The organism is Saccharothrix isguenensis, assembly GCF_052936305.1.
In genome coordinates this window covers 1,610,736-1,633,438 of the sequence record NZ_CP193626.1, presented here as the reverse complement: position 1 = coordinate 1,633,438, position 22,703 = coordinate 1,610,736, and the positions used below count along the sequence as shown (strand labels likewise).

The following is a 22,703-nucleotide window of genomic DNA, read 5'->3' as shown; positions in this document are numbered from 1 at the left end:
TCGAGCTGATGTCAGCCGGCACACATGACGATGTGGGTGAACACAGCGAAGGGGCGGCCTGGTAGGCCGTCCCTTCGCCACGTGTGCGAACTGCACCGGCCTGACGGACTGGCTTGGGCCATCTAGTCTGTCTAGACAGAACCGATTTGGGTCGGTGAGGAGGTCGCGATGAACGGGCACTGGCAGTTGCAAGAGGCCAAGCAGCGCTTCAGCGAGCTGATCAGGTCGGTCGAGACCGACGGTCCGCAGTTCGTCACCAGGCACGGCGAGGAGGTTGCCGTGGTCATCGACATCGCCGAGTACCGACGTCTCCGCGGCGGCGGGGAGGACTTCAAGTCGTTCCTGCGGTCCGCCCCCGATGTCGACCTGGAGATCATGCGGCCGTCTGCGCCCGCACGAGCCGTCGACCTGAGCGAGGACGAGTGAGCTTTCTCCTTGACACCAACGTGGTGTCGGAGATCCGCAAGAAGGTGCCGAACGCCGGCGTTTCCGCCTGGTTCGAGTCGGTTCCCGCGAGTGAGCTGTTCCTGAGCGTGTTGGTCGTCGGCGAGATCAGACAGGGCGTCGAGCGGCTGGCCCGGCGCGACCCGGGCCAGGCGGAGACGCTCGAGCGGTGGCTGGTGCAGCTGGCCGACGCCTACGGTGACCGGATCGTCCCGGTCACCGCCGAGGTGGCCCAAGTCTGGGGACGCCTCAACGTCCCGGACCCGCTGCCCGTCATCGACGTTCTGCTGGCGGCGACCGCGCTGGTCTACGGCTGGACGCTCGTCACGCGGAACGTCGGCGATGTCGCGTCATCCGGCGCACGCCTGCTGAACCCCTTTACCGGTTGACCGGTCTCCACGAGACCTCCACCGGACCTGCACGCGCGACGGCCCGGGTCCGTCCATGCTGGAACGGGCAACCGAGCACGGGAAGGCCGGCCCGTGAACAGCAGCTTCAGCTATTGGGTGCGGGAGTTCGAGGCGGAGGCTCTGATGGTCCTGCTGATCGCCGAAGAGCAGCGGCACGTGCCGTTCCACTGCGACCGGCTGCGGGACGCGTTCGGCGGGTGGCCCGGTCCCGCTAGAACAGCCGTGACGGCGAGCTGGTGGACGGCGATCTGGTGGACGCCGCTCTGCGGCGCGGTCGTCACCGTGGCGTGGGACCACGGCCCCGCGTTGCGCCACCTCGGGGTGACGCGCCGCGGGTTCGTCGTGGACGTGATCGGCCTGTTCCGGACCGCCCTGACAGCTGTGCGGGCAGGTCAGGACCGCCGGAACAGCTTGTTGCCCAGCCAGACCAGCGGGTCGTAGCGCCGGTCCGCCACCCGTTCCTTCATCGGGATCAGCGCGTTGTCGGTGATCTTGATGTTCTCCGGGCACACGTCCGTGCAGCACTTGGTGATGTTGCACAGCCCCAGCCCGTGGGACTCCTGCGCCTGGCCCACCCGGTCCGCCTCGTCCAGCGGGTGCATCTCCAGCTCCGCCACCCGCATCAGGAACCTCGGGCCGGCGAACGACTCCTTGTTGTCCTCGTGGTCGCGGATGACGTGGCACGTGTTGTTGCACAGGAAGCACTCGATGCACTTGCGGAACTCCTGCGAGCGCTCCACGTCGACCTGCTGCATCCGGTACTCCCCCGGCGCCACACCGGCCGGTGGCCTGAACGACGGGATCTCGCGGGCCTTGCGGTAGTTGTACGACACGTCGGTCACCAGGTCACGGATCACCGGGAACGTGCGCATCGGCGTCACGGTCACCGTCTCGTCCTCCGCGAACACCGACATCCGCGTCATGCACAGCAGCCGCGGCTTGCCGTTGATCTCCGCCGAGCACGACCCGCACTTGCCCGCCTTGCAGTTCCACCGCACGGCGAGGTCCGGCGTCTGGGTCGCCTGCAACCGGTGGATCACGTCGAGCACCACTTCACCCTCGTTGACCTCGACGGTGAAGGCCTCCAGCCCGCCGCCCCGGTCCGAACCGCGCCACACCCGGAAGTGCCCCTGGTACCCCATGTCACCCCTCCAGCTCGTCCGCGGCCAGGTACTTCTGCAACTCGCTGTGCTCGAACAACGCCAGCAGGTCCGGTCGGATGGGTACCTGCGACTCCTCCACGACCTCGACCGACGCCTCCGGGCCGGAGCCGGAGAGCTTGCACACCAACAACTTCCGCCGCCACTCGGGATCCATCCCCGGGAAGTCGTCACGCGTGTGCCCGCCACGGCTCTCCGTGCGCAGCAACGCGGCCCGCGCCACGCATTCGCTGACCACGAGCATGTTCCGCAGGTCCAGCGCCAGGTGCCAGCCGGGGTTGAACTGCCGGTGGCCCTCGACCACCAACGTCGCGGCCCGCCGCTTCAGCTCGTCCAGCCGCTTGATCGCCTGGTCCATCTCGTCGGCCTTCCGGATGATGCCGACCAGGTCGTTCATCGCCTGCTGCAACTCCATGTGCAGGGAGTACGGGTTCTCGCCGCCCTCGTCGGATCCGGAGAACGGCGCCACGGCCACCCGTTGCGCCTCGGCGACGGCGTCTTCCGAGCACACCGGTCGCGTGGAAAGGCCGGTCACGTAGGAAGAAGCACCCGCACCCGCCCGTCGCCCGAACACGAGCAGGTCGGACAACGAGTTGCCGCCCAGCCGGTTCGAGCCGTGCATCCCGCCGGACACCTCACCGGCCGCGAACAGCCCCGGCACCGACGACGCGCCCGTGTCCGGCTCGACCTGCACGCCACCCATCACGTAGTGGCACGTCGGCCCGACCTCCATCGCCTGCGCGGTGATGTCGACGTCCGCCAGCTCCTTGAACTGGTGGTGCATCGACGGCAGCCGCCGCATGATCTCCTCGGCGGGCAGGCGCGTCGACACGTCCAGGAACACTCCGCCGTGCTCCGACCCGCGACCGGCCTTGACCTCGGAGTTGATCGCACGGGCGACCTCGTCGCGCGGCAGCAGCTCGGGTGGTCGCCGGTTGTCGGCGGGGGCGGCGTACCAGCGGTCGGCCTCGTCCTCGTTGTCGGCGTACTTGTCCTTGAACACCTCGGGGATGTAGTCGAACATGAACCGCTTGCCGTCGGAGTTGCGCAGCACGCCGCCGTCACCGCGGACCGACTCGGTGACGAGGATGCCCTTCACCGACGGCGGCCAGACCATGCCGGTCGGGTGGAACTGGACGAACTCCATGTTGATCAACGACGCGCCGGCCCGCAACGCCAGCGCGTGACCGTCGCCGGTGTACTCCCACGAGTTCGACGTCACCTTGAACGACTTGCCGATGCCGCCCGTCGCCAGCACCACGGCCGGCGCCTCGAACAGCACGAACCGGCCGGACTCGCGCCAGTAGCCGAACGCCCCGGCCACCCGGCCGTCGTCCAGCACCAGGTCGGTGACGGTGAACTCCTGGAACACCCGCAGCCGCGACTCGTAGTCCCCGGTCTCGGCGAAGTCGTCCTGCTGGAGCGACACCACCTTCTGCTGGAGGGTGCGGATCAGCTCCAGGCCGGTGCGGTCGCCCACGTGCGCGAGTCGCGGGTACTCGTGCCCGCCGAAGTTGCGCTGGCTGATCCGGCCGTCCTCGGTGCGGTCGAACAGCGCGCCGTAGGTCTCCAGCTCCCACACCCGGTCGGGCGCTTCCTTGGCGTGCAGCTCCGCCATCCGCCAGTCGTTGAGGAACTTCCCGCCGCGCATGGTGTCCCGGAAGTGCACCTGCCAGCTGTCGTCGGAGTTCGCGTTGCCCATGGCCGCGGCGATACCGCCCTCGGCCATGACCGTGTGCGCCTTGCCGAACAGCGACTTGCACAGGACCGCCGTGCGCATCCCGTGCTCCCTGGCCTCGATCGCGGCACGCAGACCAGCACCGCCGGCACCGATCACCAGCACGTCGAACGAATGCCGTTCCACCTCGGGCAAAACAACTCCCTAGTTGACGAGTCGGAGGTCGGAGATCGTCCCGGAGGCGACCAGTGCGACGTAGAGGTCCGTGACGCAGACGAAGATCAGCGAGGCCCACGCCAACTGCATGTGCTTGGCGTTGAGCTTGGAGATCTGCGTCCACGCCCAGTACCGGACCGGGTGCTTGGAGAAGTGCTTCAGCCGCCCGCCGGCGATGTGCCGGCACGAGTGGCACGACAGGGTGTAGGCGGCGAGCAGCCCGACGTTCACCAGCAGCACGAGGTTGCCGAGGCCGATGCCGGTGGTGAACGAGAAGGCCGCGTCGTAGATGTTGATCATCAGGAGGATCGACGCGGCGTAGAAGAAGTAGCGGTGCAGGTTCTGCGCGACGAGCGGGAAGCGGGTCTCACCGGTGTACTTGGCGTGCGGCTCGGCCACCGCGCACGCGGGCGGGGACAGCCACGCCGCCCGGTAGTACGCCTTGCGGTAGTAGTAGCAGGTGACCCGGAAACCGAGCAGGAACGGGATGATGATCACCGGCGGGGTGAGGAAGCCCGGCAGCTCCGGCAGCAGCCGGCCGAAGTGCGCCGCGTTCGGCACGCACTCGGCGGTCAGGCAGGGCGAGTACATGGGCGTCAGGTAGCGGTACTCGTCCACCCAGTAGTGGTCGCCCATGAAGGTCCGCACGGCCGCGTAGACGGAGATCAGGAGCAGGCCGACGAACGTCGTCAGCGGGGGTAGCCACCACCGGTCCGTCCGCAACGTGCGCTGGGCGATCTGCGCCCTCATACCTCACCTCGTTCCACTTCGCTGTGGCGTGGGGAATGCTGTGGCGTGGGGAGTGCCGCGGTGCGGGACATACTGTGACGCTGAACACACTGCCGGACCGGAAAAGTGAGCGGCCCCCGCGTGCTCACGCGAGGGCCGGTCGAGGGTCGTTCAGGTGCGTTGGCTGCGGTAGCCGCCGAGACCTTCGTCGTCGGCGTCGGTCCACAGCTTCGGGTCGTAGGGCGTGTCGGGGACGACGACGACCTCCCGCTCGGCCCGGGGCACCGCGCGCTGCCGGGGCGGGCTGTCCAGGTCGAGCAGCTCGGTCGCGTCTATGTCCAGGCGCTCGACGTCGTTGGCCAGCCTCTGCACCGCGGCCACGTCGCCGTACCGCGCGCGCAAGCTGCCGACGCAGTGGCGCAACTGGCCTAGCGCCCGGCGCAGCTCCACGATCTCGGAGGACGTCATGGTCAGCACCTCCCTCGGGGTCCGGTCCTGTTCCGACTCTGCCAAGTGGAGAGCGCTGTGACAAGGACCACAGCCGCCTCGGTCGTGTCTCATGATCTGAATCGTTTTTGTGACGATCATGTCTCGTGACATAGTGTGCGAGCTGTCACGTCCGTCCGTGCGACGCCAGCGCTGTCGTCCACCGGGCCCACCACGGCCCGTGATCACCACCGGAGACAGCGAACCATGAGCGTGCATCCCGTCGTCACCGCGGTGACGGCTCGAATCGCCGCCCGCAGCGCCGCCGGCCGGTCCGCCTACCTCGAACGCATCGCCCAGGCCCGGCAAGATGGCCCCGCCCGTCGCGACATGGCGTGCAGCAACCTCGCGCACGGCTTCGCCGGGATCACTGGCGGTGACAAAGAACTCCTCCGGGCGGTGCGTCGCCCGAACGTGGCAATCGTGTCCGCGTACAACGACATGCTGTCCGCCCACCAGCCCATGCACGAGTACCCAGCGTGGATCAAGGACGCGGCGCGTGCCGTCGGCGGTGTGGCCCAGTTCGCGGGCGGCGTGCCCGCGATGTGCGACGGCATCACCCAGGGTCGCGCGGGCATGGAGCTGTCCCTGTTCAGCCGCGAGGTCATCGCGATGGCCACCGGGATCGCGCTGTCGCACGAGATGTTCGACTCGGCGCTGCTGCTCGGCGTGTGCGACAAGATCACGCCCGGCCTGCTGATCGGCGCGCTGTCGTTCGGGCACCTGCCCGCGATCCTGGTGCCCGCCGGCCCGATGAACTCCGGCCTGCCGAACTCGGAGAAGGCCCGGGTTCGGCAGCTGTTCGCGGAGAACAAGGCGTCCCGCGAGGACCTGCTCGAAGCCGAGGCGCAGTCGTACCACAGCCCCGGGACCTGCACGTTCTACGGCACGGCGAACTCGAACCAGCTCGTCGTCGAGGTCATGGGCCTGCACCTGCCCGGCGCGAGCTTCGTGCCGCCGGGGACCAAGCTGCGCAAGGCGTTGACCGAGGAGGCCGGGCGGCGGGCGGTGGAGATCAGCCGCGGCGAGGCGTACACGCCGATCGGGCACGTGGTGGACGTGAAGTCGGTCGTCAACGGCGTGATCGCGCTGCTGGCCACCGGCGGGTCGACCAACCACACGATGCACCTGGTGGCCATCGCGTCGGCCGCGGGCATCGAGCTGAACTGGGACGACTTCGCCGAGCTGTCCTCGGTGGTGCCGCTGCTGGCCCGCGTCTACCCGAACGGATCAGCGGACATCAACCACTTCCAGGCGGCGGGCGGCGTGTCGTACCTGGTCTCGACGCTGTTGGACGCCGGCCTGCTGCACGGTGACGTGCAGACCGTGGCCGGCCCCGGGCTGGACCGCTACCGGCAGGAGCCGGTGCTGGTCGAGGGCGTGCTGATGTGGCGTCCCGGCCCGCCGCACTCGCTGGACACCGACGTGCTGCGGCCCGTGTCGGAGCCGTTCGCGGCCGACGGCGGCCTGCGCATGCTGTCCGGCAACCTCGGCCGTGCGGTGATCAAGGTGTCGGCGGTCAAGCCGGAGCACCGGGTCGTCGAGGCGCCCGCGCGGGTGTTCACGTCGCAGGAGGCGTTCAGCGCCGCGTTCAACGCGGGTGAGCTGGAGCGGGACGTGGTGATCGTGGTGCGGCAGCAGGGACCGCAGGCGAACGGGATGCCCGAGCTGCACAAGCTCACCCCGGCGCTGGGCGTGCTGATGGACCGCGGGTTCAAGGTGGCGCTGGTCACCGACGGACGGATGTCCGGCGCGTCGGGCAAGATCCCGGCCGCCATCCAGGTCACGCCGGAAGCCGCCGTCGGCGGGCCGCTGGCCCGGGTGCGGGACGGTGACGTTCTGCGGCTCGACGCCGAGACCGGCACGCTGGAGGTCTTCGTGGACGCGGCGGAGCTGGCCGGCCGTGAGCTGGTGGACTTCCCGCCGGACGCGCAGGCGTGGACCGGCACGGGCCGGGAGCTGTTCGCCGCGCTGCGCCGTGCGGTGGGGCCCGCCGACCGGGGCGCGAGCGTGTTCGGACCGATCGCGGCCTCGCACTTCGAGGGCCAGTTCAACCAGGAGGTTTCCCGGTGACCAACACCCCAGCTCACGCCACTGCGGCGGACCTGTTGGCGCTGTCCCCCGTCATCCCGGTCGTCGTCGTGGACGACGCGTCCCACGCCGTGCCGCTGGCGCAGGCGTTGCTGCGCGGGGGTGTCCGGGTGATCGAGCTGACCCTGCGCACGCCCGCCGCGCTGGCCGCGATCGAGCGGGTGGCGGCGGAGGTGCCGGGCATCGTGATCGGCGCGGGCACCGTGACCACGCCGGAGCACGCCGAGCAGGCGGCGAAGGCCGGTGCGGCGTTCCTGGTGACGCCGGGGTCGACGGACCGGGTGCTGGACGCGGCCGAGGACACCGGGCTGCCGTTCCTGCCGGGCGTGGCGACCGTGTCGGAGGCGATGCGGCTGGTCGAGCGCGGGCTGACGTCGCTCAAGTTCTTCCCGGCCGAGGCCGCGGGTGGGGTGGACTACCTGAAGTCCATCGGCGGCCCGTTGCCCGGCCTGCGGTTCTGCCCGACCGGCGGCATCACGCCGGAGAGCGCGCCGCGCTACCTGGCGCTCCCGAACGTCGGGTGTGTCGGCGGGTCGTGGCTGGCGCCGAAGGACGCGCTGGCCTCGGGTGACTTCGCCCGGATCGAGGAACTGGCCCGAGCCGCCGCCGCGCTGTAGTCCTTTGTGCCCTTCGTCCGGTGTGTTCTTCGTCCGGGGGCGCCTTCCCTGCGCGGGGAGGCGCCCCTTCTTGGCGCTCTCGCCCCCTGATCCCTGCCCACGTGACCTACGGCGATAGCGTTGGGGCGTTCACTTCGGGGGAGGTAGTGAGGGATGAGCGCGCGACGAACCACGGTGGTCGCCGAACCCCACGGCCAAGTGGCACTGGTGTCGGTCGGGTTGCCGCTGGCGGGTGCGGTCGTGGTGTGGGGTCTGAAGGCCATCGCCGGGTGGGTGGCCGACCTGTCGTGGGCGCCGATGCAGGGACCCTTCCGGTTGGTGGCGTCGATCCCGGAGCCTTGGGCGACGATCGGGTCGGTGGCCCTGGGTGCCGTGCTCGGGTTGGTGGTGGCCGGCATCGCGGCGCACGAGCGGCTCGTGGTCGAGGTGTTCAACGAGGGCGTCGAGCTGTTGCGGGGCGGGAAGCACCGGAGCTTCGACCGGACGCTGGTGTCCGGGGCGTTCCTGGACGGCAAGAAGCTGGTGCTGCTCGGGGTGGACACCGGTGAGCTGGCCCGGGAGGGCCACGACCTGAAGCCGTCGGACTTGGCTGATGCGTTCCAGTCGCACGGGTACCAGTGGCTGGAGGGCGACCCGTACCGGGACGACTACCGGCGGTGGGTCGACGGGACGCCCGGGTTGCCGCCGGGGGCGAACGCGTTGCTGAAGGTGCGGGCCGAGGCGTTGCGCAAGGGCGACGACGAGGACGCGACCGAACTGCGCGAGGAGCTGAGCCGACTGGGCGTAGTGGTCCGCGAGGAGAAGAAGCGCCAATACTGGCGCCTGGCCCGCCCACTCCCCTAACCCCAGAACCACCCACTCACGCACCGCGAGTTGTCCAGCCGGGCACCGCGAACCAGCCAGTCCGGTAGCGCGAACCGGCTGGCCGGGCACGTGAGTTGGCCAGCCGGGTACGGGTCGGTGCCGGGTCAGTATTGGGTCAGGTCGTCCAAGGTCGTGGTGTCCTCGCCGGCCCGGCGCAGTTCTTCGCGCACCACCCGGTAGGCGAGGCCTTCCGGGTAGCCCTTGCGGGCCAGGGCGGAGACCAGGCGGCGGATCTTCGTGGTGTCGTCCAAGCCCGCCATGGTGCGCAGCTTCTTGCACACCAAGTCCCGCGCCCGGCTTTCCTCGGCCTCGTCGTCCACCGCCGCGACGGCCTCGGTGACCACCTCGTCCGCCACGCCCTTGCGGCGCAGCTCCATGGCCAGTGCCCGCCGGCCCAGCCCCTGGTAGGTGTGCCGGGAACGGACCCAGACCTCGGCGAAGGCGACGTCGTCGATCAGGCCCGCCCGGTCGAACTTGGCGAGCACCAGTTCCGCCGTCGGCTCGGTGATGCCCTTGCGCAGCAGCGCGTCCTTCAACTCCACGCGCGTCCGGGCCCGTGCGGTGAGCAGCGCGTAGCAGATGTCCGTCGCCTTGCGCTGTTCCTTCGCCGGGTCGACCGGCCCCTGCTCGGTGTCGTCGGCCGAAGGGTCGCGGGACAGCCCGCGACCACGGCCACCTCGTCCTGCCATGCCAGGTTAGAACTCGACCGGCGCCGCCGGGACGGTGTCGTCGGCGTCGAGGGTGGCGCCGATGCCCAGCTTGTCCTTGATCCGCTTCTCGATCTCGTTCGCCACGTCCGGGTTGTCGCGCAGGAACTTCCGCGCGTTCTCCTTGCCCTGGCCAAGCTGGTCGCCCTCGTAGGTGTACCAGGCGCCCGACTTGCGCAGGATGCCCTGGTCGACGCCCATGTCGATGAGCGAGCCCTCCCGGCTGATGCCCTGGCCGTAGAGGATGTCGAACTCGGCCTGCTTGAACGGCGGGGCGACCTTGTTCTTCACGACCTTGACCCTGGTGCGGTTGCCGACCGGCTCGCCGCCGTCCTTCAGGGTCTCGATGCGCCGCACGTCCAGCCGCACCGACGCGTAGAACTTGAGCGCCTTGCCACCGGTCGTGGTCTCGGGCGAGCCGAACATCACGCCGATCTTCTCGCGCAGCTGGTTGATGAAGATCGCGGTGGTGTTGGAGTTGCTGAGCGCACCGGTGATCTTCCGCAGCGCCTGGCTCATCAGCCGCGCCTGCAGACCCACGTGGTTGTCGCCCATCTCGCCCTCGATCTCGGCGCGCGGCACCAGGGCCGCCACCGAGTCGATGACCAGGATGTCGAGGGCGCCGGAGCGGACCAGCATGTCCGCGATCTCCAGGGCCTGCTCGCCGGTGTCGGGCTGGGAGACCAGCAGCGCGTCGGTGTCGACGCCGAGCTTCTTCGCGTAGTCCGGGTCGAGCGCGTGCTCGGCGTCGATGAACGCCGCGATGCCGCCGGCGCGCTGGGCGTTGGCCACGGCGTGCAGGGCCACCGTCGTCTTACCGGAGGACTCCGGGCCGTAGATCTCCACCACGCGACCGCGCGGCAGGCCGCCGATGCCCAGCGCCACGTCGAGCGCGATCGCACCGGTGGGGATCACCTGGAGCGGGGCGCGGACCTCGTCGCCGAGCCGCATGACCGAGCCCTTGCCGTACTGCTTGTCGATCTGGGCCAGGGCCAGTTCGAGGGCCTTGTCCCGGTCGGGTGCCTGGGGTGCCATCTGGAGTCCACCTCGGAGTGTCTTGGGGTCGCTGTGCGATGTCGGGGCCGACGTTACGGGTGGGGTCCGACATTTTTGGGTGGGGACCAGGTCACCAGCGGGGTGTCATCACCCGGTCGTGTCGGGGAGTGTAGCCGAACAGGTGTTCGACCACCTGGTCGGCACGCTGGGTCACACCGGTCACCGCCGCTGTTCCGGCACGTCGAAGGCGGCGCAGACGGCCAGCCAGACCTCCTTGGCCGGCAGCCCCGCCTCCAACGCCTCGTCGGGCGTCCGACCGCCGAGGGCCGACAGCACGTGGTCCCTGGCCACCATCTCCGCTCTGACCTGGCCGAACTCGTCGGCCATCCGCCGGCGGAACACCGTGATGCGCATCGACGCCAGGCTATCGCGCCGCCTTCCGGGCCGGACCGCCGACGTGGTCGCCGCCGAGCCGGGCCGGGGAACCTCACCGCAGGGCGGCGGCGACCAGACCACCGTCGACGATCAAGTCCTGCCCGTTGACGTAGGACGCCTCACCGGAGGCGAGGAACGCGACCGCGTCGGCGACGTCGTCGGCGGTGCCGATCCGACCTGCGGCCACCGCGGCGACGACGGCGGCTTCCACCTCGGCCGGGACGTTGTCGTGGAACATCGGGGTCTCGATGTAGCCGGGGCTGACCGAGTTGACCCGCACCCCCCTGGGCGCCAGCTCGGCCGCGAGGGTGTGCGCCAGGTTGTGCACGGCCGCCTTGGTCGCCGCGTAGAGGGACGCGCCGGCCAGTCCGCGGTGCAGCGTCCACGACGCGTTGATCACGATCGCGCCGTGGTCGGACAGCAGCGGGAGGGTCTTCTGGATGGTGAAGAACACCCCTTTGAAGTTGATGTCCACGACGCGGTCGAACTCGGCCTCGGTGACGTCGCCGTGCGGCTGGAACGAAGCGACGCCCGCGTTCGCGAAGACCACGTCCAGCCGCCCGTGCCGGTCCCGGATCACGGCCGTCAGCGCATCGAGGTCGGTGAGGCTCGCCACGTCGCCGCGCACGGCGAGGACGCCGTCGCCGCCGTCCAGCTCGTCGACCACGGCGTCCAGCCGGGTCTGGTCGCGCCCGGTGACGACCACCTGAGCGCCCTCGGCGAGCAACCTCCGCGCGGTGGCCAGCCCCATGCCGCTCGTGCCGCCGGTGATGAGCGCGATCTTGTCCTTGAACCGGGAAGTGCTGTGCGTCATGGGATCCAGCGTGCCGACCGGTGAGGGGCGCGAACAGTGCGCGCTCAACCTGGGAGCGGCACCACCACCCTCGACGGCCGATCAGACCGGGCCGGACCGGGACAGGCCGGACCGGACGGAGTCAGACCGAGGCGGCCGGCCCGCTGTGCCGCAGCCGATCGAGCCGTTCCCCGGTCCCGGTGCCCGGCCGCGGGTCGTACAGCTCCAGGTACCGGTCCGAGCGGTCGGCCACCGCCAGGGTCGTCACGTCGAAGACCAGGTCACCGGCCTCGGGGTGGTGGACCGCCTTCACGGCCTGGACCGGGGCGCCCACCTCGTGGCGTGCCCACAGCTCGGCGAACTCGGTGCTCGCGGCGCTGAGCGCGTCGACCACCCGGTCGAACTCCGGGTCCGCGGGTGCGTGCGCCGCGTCGGCGCGGAAGGCGGCGACGACGACCGGTGCGACCGATGCCCAGTGGACGTGCATGTCCCGGTACCGGGCATTGGTGAAGAACGTGACCAGGCAGTTGTGGTCGGTGTCGTCATAGCCGAACACGGTCCGGGTCGCGGCGTTGATCGCGAGCAGGTTCCAGTACCGGTCCCGGAGGATCGCGGGTCGTGGCGTCCACGCGTCGACCAGGCGCCGCAACTCCGGACCGACCGCGTCACCGCGCGCACCGCCGACCCGTGGCGGGTTGAGACCGGCCAGCAGGTACAGGTGCGCGCGTTCGAGAGCGGTCAGGCGCAGCGCCCGGCTGATCGCGTCGAGCACCTCGGCTGAAACGGTGATGTCACGGCCCTGCTCCAGCCACGTGTACCAGGACACGCCGACCCCGGCCAGCGCGGCGACCTCCTCGCGCCGCAGCCCCGGCGTCCGGCGCCGGCCCACCGCCACGATGCCCACGTCAGCGGGCGTGAGCCGCGCCCGGCAGGTCCGCAGGAAGTCGCGGAGCTGCTCTCGCCGACGCAGTTTCACCGCAGGGGATTCGCTGGTCACACGCCACGGTAGCAACGAGCCCGGTCAGCGCACCGCCTTCCAGGCGGGGCTGTCGACGTAGTGGTTGTCGAACCGGTCCTGCGAGTCGCGGATCTCCTGCGGGCTCGCCTCGCCGCGCTGCACGCGGTCGAGCAGGCGGTAGTAGTCGAACCGGCCCATGCCGGGCGTGAAGACGAACAGGACGTCCGCGTCGGCGCCCTTGAGCGCGCCGAAGGCGTGCGGCACGCGTGGCGGCACGACCAGGAAGTCGCCGCGCTCCAGGGTCACCACGTCCTCGTCCAGCAGCACTTGGAGCGTCCCGTCGAGCACGAAGAACAACTCCGAGGCGCGGGTGTGGAAGTGCGGCGGCGCGCCGTCCGCGCCGTCGCGGAAGGTGGACCGGTTGCCGGTCAGGCCATCCAGGTCGGCGAGGAGGGTGACGACGGCGGCAGGGTCGGCGTGGAGCTTTTCAGCCTGCGCGGCGCGGACGAGGAGCGTGTTTTCCATGAGGTCGAGACTCGTCGCCCGGCAGACCCCGAACAACGACGAAGGCCGGATAGAACGATAACCTGGCGGTTATGGAACGGCGTGACCTGGAGGTCTTCCTGACGTTGGCGGAGGAGCTGCACTTCAGCCGCACCGCCGAGCGCCTGCACGTCTCGCAGGCGCGGGTCAGCCAGTCCGTCAAGCAGCTGGAACGCCGCATCGGCGCGCCCCTGTTCGAGCGCACCAGCCGCCGGGTGGCCCTGACCCCCATCGGCCGCCGTCTGCGGGACGACCTGGCACCGGCCTACCAGCAGATCGTGGACGGCATAGCGCGCGCTGTGGAGGCCGCGCGCGGGACGGGTCTGCTGCGGGTCGGGTTCGAGGCGCCGGCCGTCGCCGACCTCGTCGCGGATGTCCTCGACACCTTCCGCGCCCGCCACCCCGGCAGTGGGGTGCGCGTCCGCGAGGCCCTGTTCACCGACCCGTTCGCGCTGCTCAGAGCGGACGAGGTGGACGTGCTGGTGACCTTGTTCCCGGTGGACGAGCCCGACCTGACGTCCGGTCCGGTGGTGTTCGAGGAGCCCTTGGTGCTCGCCGTGTCCGACACGCACCCGTTCACCAGGCAGAAGTCGGTGAGCCTGGAAGACCTGGCCCGCGACACGGTCTTCCGTGCCTCCTTCTGGCGTGACACGACTCCCGAGGGCGCGCCCATCAAGCGCGGGCGGCCCCTCACGACGTTCCAGGAACTGCTCACCGCGATCGCCGACGGCGAGGGCGTCTGCCCGCTGGGCGCGCACGCGGTCGGCTACTTCACCCGTCCGAAGATCGCGTTCCTGCCACTGGTGGACGCCCCGCGCGTGGCGTGGGGAATGGTCTGGCGCAGGACGGGTGAGACGGCCAGGGTCCGCGACTTCGCCGCGGCGGCGCGCTAACCTCGGAGGGTGCTGTTGTTGCAGGAAGACCCCACGGGGATGTCGTCGCCGATCGCCACGATCGCGGTGATCGCCGTGCTCGTCGCGGCGCTCGTCGTGGGCGTGCGGGCGCTCTGGCACAACCGCAAGCGCTGATCACCCCACCCGCTGCGACGACGTGAACAGGCACGTCACCAGCAGCGGCAGCGCGGTGAACCCGACGAGCAGCCCCAGCGCGGCGTAGGACCACGTGGCCACCACGACGCCCGCCGTGACGCCGCCGAGCGCGCCGCCGAGGTTCATGCACAGGTCGGACAGGCCTTGCGCGGCCGGCCGGTCGAGCACCTGGACCGACTCGGTGAGCAGCGCGGATCCCGCCACCAGGCCCGCTGACCAGCCGAAGCCGAGCAGCGTCAGACCGGCGGCGAGCTGCGGCGCGTCGTGCGAGGGCGCCATGCCCGCGATGCCGGCCGCGGCGACCACGAGCGCGGCGCCGATCGTCAGCACCGGCAGCCGGCCGAGCCGGTCGGCCATCCACCCGAACAGCGGGCTGGCCGCGTACATCGAGGCGACGTGCAGGCTGATCACCACGCCCACGACGTGCAGCGACGAGCCCCCGTGGTCCATGTGCACCGGGGTCATCGACATCATGCCCACCATCGCGGTGTGGCACAGCGTCACCCCGCCCAGCGCGAGCTTCGCCGTGGAGGGCAGCGACCGCCACAGCGCCTTCGCGCCCTTGGTCTCGCCCATTCCCCCGGCGCAGTGGGCGGGCATGACGACGGCGGACTGCGCGATGGCCAGCGGGTCGGGCCTGAGGAACCGCAGGACCACCAACGCGGCCAGCGCGAACAGCGCGGCCGACAGCAGGTAGGGCCCGGCGCCCACGGGCAGTCCCAGCCGCACGGCCACGTCACCCGCCGGGGCGGCCAGGTTCGGCCCGGCCACCCCGCCCAGCGTCGACGCCCACACCACCAGCGCCACCGAACGCGCCCTCCGGTGCGGATGGGCCAGGTCGGCGCCCGCGTACCGGGCCGCGAGGTTCGCGGTCGACGCCGCCCCGAACAGGACGAGCGCGACCAGCAGCACGTGCCACGAGCCGAGCACCACCCCGCACGCCGCCACCGCCGCGCCGATCGCGCCCGCGCCGTAGGCGAAGACGAGCGCCGGACGGCGTCCGCGCCGGGCCGCCATCCGGGCCGCGGGCAGTGCGAACAGCGCCGCGCCGAGCACCGCGCTGGTCTGAGCCAGCCCGCCGACCACGTCGGAGTCCGCGAGCACGGCCGCGATGAGCGTGCTCACCGCCAGGCCGATGGTGACGCCCGCCGCGCCCAGCACCTGGGTCACCGCCAACACCCGCAGAACCCGGCGCTGCACGACGTCGACCACGGTCATGATCTTGATCGTGCCAGGGGACCGGTGGCCCGACCAGCCACCGTCCGGGTCAGGTGCCGGGTTGGACCGCGGCCTCGAAGAAGTCGGCGACCTGGTCCGCGGTCAGCTCCTCGCCGCCGCTCTTGGTCACGATGCCCAGCAGTGGGAGGTCGTCGGCGGTGAACACGAGCAGCCCCAACCCTCCGTCGGCTGCGGCCCGGTACTTGCCCTTGAGGCCGTTGCCCGCCCACTGCGCCTCGACCATGTCGGTCTTGAGCGACTGCACGACGGCCTCCGCGCCGTGCTGCGCGCCGACGACAGTCTCGGTGAGGACGTACTGGACCGAGTAGTCGTCCCTGACCGCGCAGCTGACCACGGTGCCCTTGATGCCGTTGACACCGCCCACACCCGGCGTTCCGCCCGCCTTGCAGGTGCTGGTGTCCGGGATCGTGCCCGCGAGACGGCGCAGGCACTCGGTGAAGCCCTTGTCGTCCTGCTGGGTGTCGTTCTTGCACTCCTGAGCGGTGGGCACGCCCGGCCCGCTGAACGCGACGAACCCGCCGACCACGGCCAGCGCGAGCACGACCACCGCCGCGCCGACGGAGATCAGCAGGGTCCGGTTCGGCTTCTTCTCCTCGGCGGGCAGCTGACGCGTGACGGTCGGGAAGTTGAACTGCTGCGGCCCGGTCTGCGGGTTCACCTGGTAGGGCCCGCTGGCGCTCGGGTTGACCTGGTACGGGCCGCTGGCGGTGGGATTGACCTGGTACGGGCCGCTCGCGCTCGGGTTGACCTGGTACGGACCGCTCGCGTTCGGGTTCCCCTGGTACGCGCCGCTGGTGGTGGGGTTCACCTTGTACCCGGCGTTCGGGTGCACCGGCGTGGTGACGACCGTGTCCGGCTCCTTGGGCCTGGTCGTCTCCTGGGAGCGCGGCGTGACGCCGTTCTTGGGGACGTGGTGCGCGCCCAGGGCCACCGACGTCTCCGGCTGGTCCAGGCTCGTCGGCACGATCCGCACCTGCTCGGCGATCATCGTCGCGACCAGCGGGATGCGGCTGGCGCCGCCGACCAGGTAGATGCCCGTGAGCTGGTTGGGCGCCATGCCGGTGGAGCGGATCGTGGACTCCAGCAGCTCGACGCTGCGCATCATGCTCGGCCGGACCAGCGCTTCCAGGTCGGACCGGTTGACCAGCACGTCCTCGAACGGCTCCGGCATCGGCACCTCGGTGTGCGAGTGCCGTGACAACGACTCCTTGGCGGCCCGCACGTCCTCCTGGAGCGCGCGCCTGGCCCGGCGGTCCGCGGTGGACTCGGGGCGCAGCAGCCGCTGCCAGGCCGCCGGGTCGCGGTGCGAGACCTGCCGCCCGACGTGTTCGAGGAGGGCCTGGTCGACGTCCAGCCCGCCCAGGTCGGGCAGGCCGTCCTCGGCGAGCACGGTGAAGCCGTTCTGGGTGGCGCCGACGATGGCCACGTCGAACGTGCCCGCGCCCAGGTCGTACACCGCAAGCGCTTGGCCGACGGACAGCGAGGCGTAGTGCGAGGCGGCGGCGACCGGCTCCGGGACCAGCACGACCTCGCCCTTGGCGCCGGAGAGGCGGGCCGCCGACAGCAGCACGTTGCGGCGGGTCAGGCCCCACTGCGCGGGGTGGGTGAGGCGGATCTCGTCCAGCGACTCGCCACCCAGCTGGCGGTTGGTCTCGTCCAGGACGCGGCGCAGCACGGCGGCCAGCGCGTCGGTGACCGGGACGACGTTGTCGCCGAGGAGCAGCACGCCGTCGTCCACGCGGCGCTTGGGGTTGGGTTCGAAGCGGGCCGGGTCGAGGCGGGCGCGGCGCTCGGCGTCGCGGCCGACGACGAGGGTGCCGTCCTCTTCGCAGTAGACGGCCGACGGCATGGTGGCCGATCCGTCCACCTCCACGACCCGGGGCGGCCGGCTGTGCGCGGCGAGCACCGCGACGGTGTTGGAAGTGCCCAGGTCGACGGACAGGACGCGCACGGTCACCCCTTTGGTTTCGAACGGGGTGATCGTGCCACAAACCAAAATTGTCGGACCCCGGGTTCACTATGGACGGCATGGAAGTCCTGTCCGCGTTCTCCCCCGCGACCCGGCAGTGGTTCACCGGGGCCTTCGCCGCGCCCACTGCCGCGCAGGCGGGCGCGTGGGAGGCGGCGGCCGCGGGCGACCACGCGCTGGTCATCGCACCCACGGGGTCCGGCAAGACGCTGGCCGCGTTCCTCTGGGCGCTGGACCGGTTGGCGTCCACGCCGAAGCCCGCCGAGCCGAAGCGGCGGTGTCGGGTGCTGTACGTCTCACCGCTGAAAGCGCTGGCAGTCGACGTGGAGCGGAACCTGCGGGCGCCGTTGGCGGGCATCCGGCAGGCCGCGCACCGGCTGTCGCTGCCCGAGCCGGACATCACGGTCGGCATGCGCACCGGCGACACGCCGGCGGACGCGCGGCGGGCGTTCGCGCGGACCCCACCGGACGTGCTGGTCACCACCCCGGAGTCGCTGTTCCTGGTGCTCACGTCGGCGGCGCGGGAGTCGTTGCGCGGTGTCGAGACGGTGATCGTGGACGAGGTGCACGCGGTGGCGGGCACGAAGCGCGGCGCGCACCTCGCGCTGTCACTCGAACGGCTGGACTCCCTGCTGGAGCGGCCGGCCCAGCGGATCGGGCTGTCCGCGACGGTCCGACCGGTCGAGGAGGTGGGCGCGTTCCTCGCGGGCGGTCGGCCGGTGCGGGTCGTGCAGCCGAAGACGGCGAAGACGATCGAGGTGCGGGTCGAGGTCCCGGTCGAGGACATGTCGGTGCTCGGCGAGCCGACCAGCGAGGTGTCCGGCTCGGCGGCGGGCGCGGAGCGGCGGACGTCGATCTGGCCGGCGGTGGAGCAGCGGATCCTGGAGCTGGTCCGGCAGCACCGGTCCACGATCGTGTTCGCGAACTCCCGGCGGCTGGCCGAACGGCTCACCGCGCGGCTCAACGAGCTGGCGGAGGAGGCCGAGGAGCTGGAGCGGTCCCAACCGGCCCAGCTCGAACAAGCCCAGCCCGAGCGGTCCCGGCAGACCGAGGGGTCCCAGATCGAGCGGTTCCCTGCCGAGGCTCCCGGCCAGTCCGGCGTGACGATCCAGCGCAGCACCTCGATCGCCCGCGCGCACCACGGCTCCATGTCGCGCGAGCAGCGGGTGGTGGTCGAGGAGGAGCTGAAGTCCGGGCGGCTGCCGTGCGTGGTGGCGACGTCGTCGCTGGAGCTGGGCATCGACATGGGCGCGGTCGACCTGGTGGTGCAGGTGGAGGCGCCGCCGACGGTGGCGTCCGGGTTGCAGCGGGTCGGCCGGGCCGGGCACCAGGTGGGCGCGGTGTCGCGCGGGGTGATGTTCCCGAAGTTCCGCGGCGACCTGGTGTCGTGCGCGGTGGTGGCGGAGCGGATGCGTGACGGCGCGATCGAGGCCGTGCGGTACCCGCGCAACCCGCTGGACGTGCTGGCGCAGCACGTCGTGGCCATGGTGGCGATGGAGACGTGGACGGTCGAGGAGTTGGCCGGGCTGGTGCGGCGGGCCGCGCCGTTCGCCGCACTGCCGGAGTCGGCGTTGCAGGCGGTGCTGGACATGCTCGCGGGCCGGTACCCGAGTGAGGAGTTCGGCGAGCTGCGGCCCCGGATCACGTGGGACCGGATCACCGGTGAGCTGCGCGGCCGGCCGGGGTCGCAGCGGCTGGCGGTGACGTCGGGCGGCACGATCCCGGACCGGGGGCTGTTCGCGGTGATGACCCCGCCGTCCGAGCGCGGTCCCGGCTCGCGGGTGGGCGAGCTGGACGAGGAGATGGTCTACGAGTCGCGGGTGGGCGACACGTTCCTGCTGGGCACGTCGTCGTGGCGGGTGGAGGACATCACCCACGACCGGGTGATCGTGGTGCCCGCGCCGGGCCAGGCCGCGCGGATGCCGTTCTGGAAGGGCGACGCGCCGGGACGTCCGCTGGAGCTGGGGCGGGCGCTGGGGAAGTTCCTCCGCGAAGTGTCCGCGATGGACGACGCGAAGGCGGCCGAGCGGACGGCGTCGGCCGGGTTGGACGCGTGGGCGACGTCGAACCTGCTGGCGTACCTGGGCGAGCAGCGCGAGGCGACCAGGCACGTGCCGAACGACCGGATCGTGCTGGTGGAGCGGTTCCGGGACGAGCTGGGCGACTGGCGGCTGGTGGTGCACTCGCCGTTCGGGGCGCAGGTCAACGCGCCCTGGGCGCTGGCCATCGCGGCCCGGCTGCGGGAGCGGCGCGGTATCGAGGTGCAGGCGGCGCACTCCGACGACGGGATCGTGATCCGGCTGCCGGACGCGGTCGACCTGGACGGCGCGCCGGTGGTGGCGGGTGCGGACGACGTGCTGCTCGACCCGGAGGAGGTCGAGCAGGTCGTGGTGGCCGAGGTGGGCGGGTCGGCGCTGTTCGCGGCCCGGTTCCGGGAGTGCGCGGCGCGGTCCCTGCTGCTCCCCCGGCGTGATCCGCGCAAGCGGTCCCCGCTGTGGCAGCAACGGCAGCGGGCGGCGCAGTTGCTGTCGGTGGCGGCGAAGTACGAGAGCTTCCCGGTGGTCTTGGAGGCCATGCGGGAGGTCCTCCAGGACGTCTACGACGTGCCCGGCCTGCGTGAGCTGATGACGGAGATCCGGGCGCGGCGGGTGCGGGTGGTGGAGGTGGAGACGCCGTCACCGTCGCCGTTCGCCCGCAGCCTGCTCTTCGGGTACGTCGGGATGTTCCTGTACGAGGTGGACGCGCCGCTGGCCGAGCGGCGGGCCGCAGCGTTGTCGCTGGACTCGGCGCTGCTGGCGGAGCTGCTGGGGTCCGAGGCGATCCGGGAGCTGCTGGACCCGGAGGTGGTCGAGGAGGTCGAGCGGAACCTGCAGCGCCTCGCGCCGGACCGGCACGCGCGGGACGCGGAGGGCGCGTCGGACCTGCTGCGGTTCCTGGGCGACCTGTCCGAGGCGGAGGCGCTGGAACGCGGTGTGCGGCCGGAGTGGCTGGCCGACCTGGTGGCGCAGCGGCGGGCGATCCGGGTGCGCATCGCGGGTGAGGACCGCGTGATCGGGATCGAGGACGCGGGCCGGGTGCGGGACGCGTTGGGCGTGGCTCTGCCGGTGGGTGTGCCTGAGGTGTTCACCGAGCCGGTGGCCGATCCGTTGGGAGACCTGCTGTCGCGGTACGCGCGGACGCACGGGCCGTTCCCGGCGGTGGTGGCGGCGGAGCGGTTCGGGCTCGGCGTCGCCGTGGTGACCGGGGTGCTGGAGCGGATGGCGGCCACCGGGCGGCTGGTGCGCGGTGAGCTGAGACCCCTGTCGCTCGCTGGACCCCCGCGACCGGGGGCGGGCACGCACACCGAGTACTGCGACGCCGAGGTGCTGCGGCGGTTGCGGCGCGCGTCGCTGGCGAGGCTGCGGGCCGAGGTGGAACCGGTGGAGCCCGCCGCGCTGGGCCGGTTCCTGCCGGGCTGGCACGGGGTGGGGCGGCGGTTGCGGTCCGCGCCGACGGTGGACGACGTGTACTCGGTTGTCGAGCAGCTGGCGGGCGCGCCGCTGCCCGCGAGCGCGGTCGAGTCGCTGGTGCTGCCCGCCCGGCTGCCCGGCTACAGCCCGGCGCTGCTGGACGAGCTGACGGCGTCCGGCGAGGTGACGTGGACGGGGTGCGGGTCGCTGGCCGGCGGTGACGGCTGGATCGCGTTGGCGCCCGCGGACGTGGCCGACCTGCTGCTGCCGGACCTGGTGCCGGAGGCGATGCCGGACTCGTCGCTGCACACCGCCGTGGTGGAGGCGTTGGGCGGTGGCGCGTTGTTCTTCCGGCAGCTGGTCGACCGGGTGTCGTTGCAGGGTCCGACGACGGACGCCGAGGTCGTCGGCGCGCTGTGGGACCTGGTGTGGGCCGGTGTGGTCACCAACGACACGCTGGCGCCGTTGCGGGCGCTGGTCGCGGGTGGCGGCACGGCGCACAAACCCCGGCGTGCCGCGCCACGCGGTCGGTACGCGCGGATGCGGGCGGGTCGGCCGGACATGCCGAGCCGCACCGGGCCGCCGACGGTGGCGGGCCGGTGGTCGCTGGCCGTGGTGCCCGCTGCCGACGCGACGCGACGGGCGCACGCGCGGGCCGAGGCGTTCCTGGAGCGGCACGGCGTGCTGACGCGCGGTGCGCTGGACACCGAGCGGGTGACCGGCGGGTTCAGCGCGGTGTACCGGGTGCTGCGGGCGATGGAGGAGTCCGGGCAGGTCGTGCGCGGGTACGTGGTCGAGGGGTTGGGCGCGGCGCAGTTCGCGGCGCGGGGTGCGGTGGACAGGTTGCGCGCGTCGTCCCGGCCGCCGGGGCAGGAGCACATGGGCTCGCCGGACGCCGTGGTGCTGGCGGCGGCCGATCCGGCGCAGCCCTACGGTGCGGCGCTGACGTGGCCGGAGTCGTCGGGCGAGGGCAAGCACCGGCCCGGCCGGAAGTCCGGTGCGCTGGTGGTGCTGGTGGACGGTGCGGCGACGCTCTACGTGGAGCGGGGCGGGCGGTCGCTGCTGTCGTTCACCGAGGAGGAGGAGTCGTTGCGCTCGGCCGCCCAGGCGTTGGGGCGGGCCGTGCGCGACGGGTGGTTGGGTCAGCTGGCGGTGCAGCGGGCGGACGGGGAGGTGGCATTGGGCTCGCGCTTGGCCGGCGTCCTGCAGGACGCGGGCTTCCGGGCGACGCCCAAGGGGTTGCGACTGCGGGCGTGACGGGGGTTTTCAGCCGCGCACCAGGCGGTTCGCCAGGACGGACACCGGCCGGCGGGCGCGAGAGCGTGCCGCTCAGGCGCGCACCAGGCGGTTGGCCAAGGTGGACATCGTGTACGTGCCGATGCCCAGCACCACCTCCAGCGCGTTGCGGGTGGTGAAGCCGGCGGCCACGAACTCGGCGAGTTCGTCCTCCGGCACCTCTCCGGCGGTGGCGAGCACGCGCAGGGTGAACTGCCTCAGCGCCTCCAGCCGCAGGTCGTCCAGCGGTTCCCCGGACCGCAGGGCGGTGATCCGCGCCGACTCGGCACCCAGCTCCCGCAGGCGGCCGGTGTGCATGGCCACGCAGACCCGACAGCCGTTGCGGTTGGCGATGGTCATGATCACCACCTCCCTCGCGAGCGGGTCGAGGGTGCTCGCTTCGAAGAGACCACTGGCGTGGAGGAAGCCGCCGAGCATCTCGGGCGACTCGGCGAGCAGGGCCACGGCGGGCGGTAGGTGGCCGAGGTGGGCGACCGCGGACTCCATCAGGCGGCGTGAGCCGGCGGGAGCGGATTCGAGCGTGTGCCGGGCGAACATGCGGGACTCCGGTAAAGTCGACAACGTGGTTGACGAA

The 22,703-nt window shown here is 71.7% G+C and carries 22 protein-coding genes; 9 read left to right on the top strand and 13 right to left on the bottom strand.

Annotated elements, in window-relative coordinates:
• Positions 1-168 precede the first annotated feature (168 nt).
• From ACRAKI_RS07975 to ACRAKI_RS07965, 3 genes are all read left to right on the top strand, one after another.
• Complete coding sequence (locus ACRAKI_RS07975) at positions 169-426, top strand: type II toxin-antitoxin system Phd/YefM family antitoxin (protein WP_447006404.1); 258 nt, start codon at positions 169-171, stop codon at positions 424-426.
• A complete protein-coding gene (locus ACRAKI_RS07970) occupies positions 423-833 on the top strand; it encodes a PIN domain-containing protein (RefSeq protein WP_447006403.1) in 411 nt (136 codons plus the stop codon). Before ACRAKI_RS07975 ends, ACRAKI_RS07970 begins: the two co-directional genes overlap by 4 nt.
• Positions 834-926: 93 nt before the next feature.
• Positions 927-1,295: a hypothetical protein gene (locus ACRAKI_RS07965; RefSeq protein WP_447006402.1), complete on the top strand. Its 369-nt coding sequence runs from the start codon at positions 927-929 to the stop codon at positions 1,293-1,295.
• Here the strand turns inward: ACRAKI_RS07965 and ACRAKI_RS07960 are convergent.
• From ACRAKI_RS07960 to ACRAKI_RS07945, 4 genes are all read right to left on the bottom strand, one after another.
• Positions 1,247-1,996, bottom strand: a complete 750-nt coding sequence (locus ACRAKI_RS07960) for a succinate dehydrogenase/fumarate reductase iron-sulfur subunit (protein WP_447006401.1) — start codon at positions 1,994-1,996, stop codon at positions 1,247-1,249. The genes ACRAKI_RS07965 and ACRAKI_RS07960 overlap by 49 nt on opposite strands.
• A gap of 1 nt (position 1,997) precedes the next feature.
• Positions 1,998-3,887 (bottom strand): fumarate reductase/succinate dehydrogenase flavoprotein subunit, encoded by a 1,890-nt coding sequence (locus ACRAKI_RS07955; RefSeq protein WP_447006400.1) that lies wholly within the window; start codon positions 3,885-3,887, stop codon positions 1,998-2,000.
• Between the two features lie 9 nt (positions 3,888-3,896).
• The gene (locus tag ACRAKI_RS07950) at positions 3,897-4,658 is read right to left on the bottom strand and encodes a hypothetical protein (protein ID WP_447006399.1); all 762 of its coding nucleotides are present in this window, start codon (positions 4,656-4,658) and stop codon (positions 3,897-3,899) included.
• 150 nt (positions 4,659-4,808) lie between these two features.
• Entirely contained in the window at positions 4,809-5,105 is a 297-nt protein-coding gene (locus tag ACRAKI_RS07945) for a hypothetical protein (protein WP_447006398.1), read from the bottom strand.
• A 225-nt stretch (positions 5,106-5,330) separates the two neighbouring features.
• On the opposite strand from ACRAKI_RS07945, the gene edd reads away from it, so the two are divergent.
• The 3 genes from edd to ACRAKI_RS07930 all read left to right on the top strand — a co-directional run bounded on the left by edd (position 5,331) and on the right by ACRAKI_RS07930 (position 8,674).
• Positions 5,331-7,196 carry a phosphogluconate dehydratase gene (gene edd, locus ACRAKI_RS07940; protein WP_447006397.1) on the top strand — a complete coding sequence of 622 codons (1,866 nt, stop codon included), beginning with the start codon at positions 5,331-5,333 and terminating at the stop codon, positions 7,194-7,196.
• A complete protein-coding gene (gene eda / locus ACRAKI_RS07935) occupies positions 7,193-7,831 on the top strand; it encodes a bifunctional 4-hydroxy-2-oxoglutarate aldolase/2-dehydro-3-deoxy-phosphogluconate aldolase (RefSeq protein ID WP_447006396.1) in 639 nt (212 codons plus the stop codon). The genes edd and eda overlap by 4 nt, the downstream gene beginning before the upstream one ends.
• A gap of 153 nt (positions 7,832-7,984) precedes the next feature.
• Positions 7,985-8,674 (top strand): YqeB family protein, encoded by a 690-nt coding sequence (locus ACRAKI_RS07930; protein WP_447006395.1) that lies wholly within the window; start codon positions 7,985-7,987, stop codon positions 8,672-8,674.
• Between the two features lie 125 nt (positions 8,675-8,799).
• Here ACRAKI_RS07930 and ACRAKI_RS07925 read toward each other — a convergent pair whose 3' ends face one another.
• The 6 genes from ACRAKI_RS07925 to ACRAKI_RS07900 all read right to left on the bottom strand — a co-directional run bounded on the left by ACRAKI_RS07925 (position 8,800) and on the right by ACRAKI_RS07900 (position 13,109).
• Positions 8,800-9,384: a regulatory protein RecX gene (locus ACRAKI_RS07925; protein WP_447006394.1), complete on the bottom strand. Its 585-nt coding sequence runs from the start codon at positions 9,382-9,384 to the stop codon at positions 8,800-8,802.
• A gap of 6 nt (positions 9,385-9,390) precedes the next feature.
• Positions 9,391-10,437 (bottom strand): recombinase RecA, encoded by a 1,047-nt coding sequence (gene recA / locus ACRAKI_RS07920; protein WP_447006393.1) that lies wholly within the window; start codon positions 10,435-10,437, stop codon positions 9,391-9,393.
• A gap of 180 nt (positions 10,438-10,617) precedes the next feature.
• Positions 10,618-10,812 carry a DUF3046 domain-containing protein gene (locus ACRAKI_RS07915; RefSeq protein WP_447006392.1) on the bottom strand — a complete coding sequence of 65 codons (195 nt, stop codon included), beginning with the start codon at positions 10,810-10,812 and terminating at the stop codon, positions 10,618-10,620.
• A 73-nt stretch (positions 10,813-10,885) separates the two neighbouring features.
• Positions 10,886-11,647 carry a glucose 1-dehydrogenase gene (locus ACRAKI_RS07910; RefSeq protein ID WP_447006391.1) on the bottom strand — a complete coding sequence of 254 codons (762 nt, stop codon included), beginning with the start codon at positions 11,645-11,647 and terminating at the stop codon, positions 10,886-10,888.
• A 121-nt stretch (positions 11,648-11,768) separates the two neighbouring features.
• On the bottom strand, positions 11,769-12,623 hold the full coding sequence (locus ACRAKI_RS07905; RefSeq protein ID WP_447006390.1) for a helix-turn-helix transcriptional regulator: 855 nt from the start codon (positions 12,621-12,623) through the stop codon (positions 11,769-11,771).
• Positions 12,624-12,647: 24 nt separating this feature from the next.
• Entirely contained in the window at positions 12,648-13,109 is a 462-nt protein-coding gene (locus ACRAKI_RS07900) for a cupin domain-containing protein (RefSeq protein ID WP_447006389.1), read from the bottom strand.
• A 71-nt stretch (positions 13,110-13,180) separates the two neighbouring features.
• Here ACRAKI_RS07900 and ACRAKI_RS07895 point away from each other — a divergent pair, with 71 nt between their 5' ends.
• The gene (locus ACRAKI_RS07895; RefSeq protein WP_447006388.1) at positions 13,181-14,020 is read left to right on the top strand and encodes a LysR family transcriptional regulator; all 840 of its coding nucleotides are present in this window, start codon (positions 13,181-13,183) and stop codon (positions 14,018-14,020) included.
• 9 nt (positions 14,021-14,029) lie between these two features.
• The gene (locus ACRAKI_RS07890; RefSeq protein WP_447006387.1) at positions 14,030-14,155 is read left to right on the top strand and encodes a hypothetical protein; all 126 of its coding nucleotides are present in this window, start codon (positions 14,030-14,032) and stop codon (positions 14,153-14,155) included.
• Here the strand turns inward: ACRAKI_RS07890 and ACRAKI_RS07885 are convergent, their stop codons facing one another.
• Positions 14,156-15,394, bottom strand: a complete 1,239-nt coding sequence (locus tag ACRAKI_RS07885; RefSeq protein ID WP_447006386.1) for an MFS transporter — start codon at positions 15,392-15,394, stop codon at positions 14,156-14,158. It abuts the gene before it with no gap.
• Between the two features lie 49 nt (positions 15,395-15,443).
• Positions 15,444-17,366: an Hsp70 family protein gene (locus ACRAKI_RS07880; protein ID WP_447006385.1), complete on the bottom strand. Its 1,923-nt coding sequence runs from the start codon at positions 17,364-17,366 to the stop codon at positions 15,444-15,446.
• A 77-nt stretch (positions 17,367-17,443) separates the two neighbouring features.
• On the opposite strand from ACRAKI_RS07880, the gene ACRAKI_RS07875 reads away from it, so the two are divergent.
• Entirely contained in the window at positions 17,444-22,090 is a 4,647-nt protein-coding gene (locus tag ACRAKI_RS07875; protein ID WP_447006384.1) for an ATP-dependent helicase, read from the top strand.
• 72 nt (positions 22,091-22,162) lie between these two features.
• On the opposite strand, the gene ACRAKI_RS07870 is transcribed toward ACRAKI_RS07875, so the two are convergent.
• On the bottom strand, positions 22,163-22,666 hold the full coding sequence (locus ACRAKI_RS07870) for a carboxymuconolactone decarboxylase family protein (protein ID WP_447006383.1): 504 nt from the start codon (positions 22,664-22,666) through the stop codon (positions 22,163-22,165).
• Between the last annotated feature and the right edge of the window lie 37 nt (positions 22,667-22,703).